Raw genomic sequence first — 2,190 nt, forward strand, 5'->3', positions numbered from 1 at the left:
TTTTAGCCAGTTATCTGGGGATATATTAAGCCTTTCTAGTAAAGGAAGGTTCATATTATCAATATGCCCGCGCTTATCCTCTCGTATTATTCGCCCTGTTAGCTCAACGAGTTCAAGGTACGATTTAAGCTCAAACGGCAGCCCTTTAGGCATAATCTGACGTGGCATGCCTGCAAAACGTAGTAACTGCTTAGGTTGTTTACCTTCTGCCGCGCATGTTAAGCGATTTTGTACACTGGTATGGTCTGACTCTTCTGGTGTGTTAGCCATTTTAGCCCTAATGGGATTTAAATCGACATAGGCCAGACACGCTGCAAGTGCTGCTTCATCTAGTAATGCTTGCGATTTGAATCTACCCTCCCAGAATCGTCCTGTGCAGTTATCTTCTTTATTTGCTCTGCGCGCAATGTCTTCATTTAACAACCGCATAAACCAGCTAATACTTGCTAGACGTTCGCGGTATTGTTTAACCGTTTGGTTGAAAAAGATGAGTTCAACTTTACTTAGCTTTTCATCTTGTACATATTTTTGCGTTAACACTGTGCCTTTACACAGTTTATGCCAGCGAATAACAATCGCTTTATCATTCAGCCTGTTTGCTTTCTTATCATCTACATACAGTACTAAATGGGTGTGATTACTCATTACGGCATAAGCACATACATCAATACAAAATACTTTAGCTAATTCAAGCAGCTTATCTTCAACCCACCCTCGTCGATGCTCATAAGATTGACCAGTAAAACGATCTTCCCCACATAAAAATGCACGACGAACACAGCGTGAAATACAATGGTAGTATTTTGTATCAACCAAACTTACTTGACGCTTTCTTGCGATAGCCATAATACACCCTGCTTATTTTTTAGACTAAACAAAACGTAGTCCTTAATTTTAAAAAGAGCAAAATTAAGGATGGGTGTCACAGTTATTTCCCGACGAACACAGCGTGAAATACAATGGTAGTATTTTGTATCAACCAAACTTACTTGACGCTTTCTTGCGATAGCCATAAGACACCCTGCTTGTTTTTTAGACTAGATAAAACGTAGTCCTTAATTTTAAAAAGAGCAAAATTTAGGATGGGTGTCACTGTTATTTCATCCGCTTATTTATGCATTAGCTAAATACGACCACCTTACTTTATTTACCGTGAATCCTTGTGCTGTTGCTAAATACCGCCAGGCTTTTACGCCCAGTGGCGCAAAAGATGACCCATCAGATGCCTTTGTACAAGTTGAAATTCTCACGTTACACATGGATAAGCTGTCTGTCATTGAGCCTGAGTCAGCAGCTATGCGAACGCTGTCTCAGCTTGTTGAATATCGCCGAAGTTTAGTGCAAGACAGTGTCGATTTATCCAATAAAATAACAGCGACATTAAAAAATTATTACCCGCAGGCACTTGAATGGTTTAAAGAAAAGGACACGTATATATTCTGCGACTTCATTCAGAAATGGCCGTCACTCACAGCGGTTAAAAAAGCAAGAAAACAGACTTTACTCGACTTTTTTGAGAGTCATAACTCACACTATTCCACGGTCAATAATGCACGATTAGACAGTATTAAAAATTCAATGCCATTAACTCTGGATGAAGGCGTCATTGTGCCTAATCAAATGCTCGTTGAAGTGCTTATTACGCAATTTAAAGTGTTATTAAAAGGTATTGAAAAGCTCGATAAAGCAATAAAATCGGCTTATAAAGCCCAGCAAGATAAAAAGATATTTGATAGCTTACCCGGTGCAGGTCCACAACTCGCCCCACGTTTACTTGTTCCTTTTGGGAGTAATCGTGCGCGTTATAATGATGCTGCAGAACTTCAAAAGTACGCGGGTATAGCGCCTGTTATTGAGCGCAGTGGTCAAAAAATGTGGACTCATTGGCGTTATAGTTGCCCCACTTTTTTAAGGCAAACATTTGTAGAATGGGCAGGCTTTTCTATTCGTTATTCGTTTTGGGCTAAAGCGTATTATGAGCAACAAAAAGCCAAGGGTAAGCCGCATAACAGCATAATTAGATCACTGGCATTTAAATGGATAAGGATTGTATTTAGGTGTTGGAAAACGAATACACCCTACGATGAATCGACGTATTTAGCGGCCTTAAAACGCAGAGGCTCACCACTTTTAAAATTTGCAGTTAATAGCTAAATTTTACTAGTCGTCCACCTCAGGGCGTGTTGTTAG

General features: G+C 39.8%; 1 protein-coding gene and 2 pseudogenes. 1 reads left to right on the forward strand and 2 read right to left on the reverse strand.

Going from position 1 to position 2,190, the window contains the following annotated elements:
- Both L656_RS0101960 and L656_RS1000000123690 read right to left on the reverse strand, forming a co-directional pair.
- Positions 1-846 (reverse strand): transposase (locus tag L656_RS0101960; protein WP_024598003.1); only part of this gene is annotated, 846 nt, incomplete at its 3' end.
- 89 nt (positions 847-935) lie between these two features.
- Positions 936-1,013 (reverse strand): annotated as a pseudogene (locus L656_RS1000000123690) (Mobile element protein); the annotation flags it as partial.
- 91 nt (positions 1,014-1,104) lie between these two features.
- Between L656_RS1000000123690 and L656_RS0101965 the strand changes: the two are divergent.
- Positions 1,105-2,154, forward strand: a pseudogene (locus L656_RS0101965) (IS110 family transposase); the annotation flags it as partial.
- Positions 2,155-2,190: the final 36 nt, after the last annotated feature.

The organism is Pseudoalteromonas sp. TAE56 (assembly GCF_000497955.1).
Taxonomy (GTDB): Bacteria; Pseudomonadota; Gammaproteobacteria; order Enterobacterales; family Alteromonadaceae; genus Pseudoalteromonas.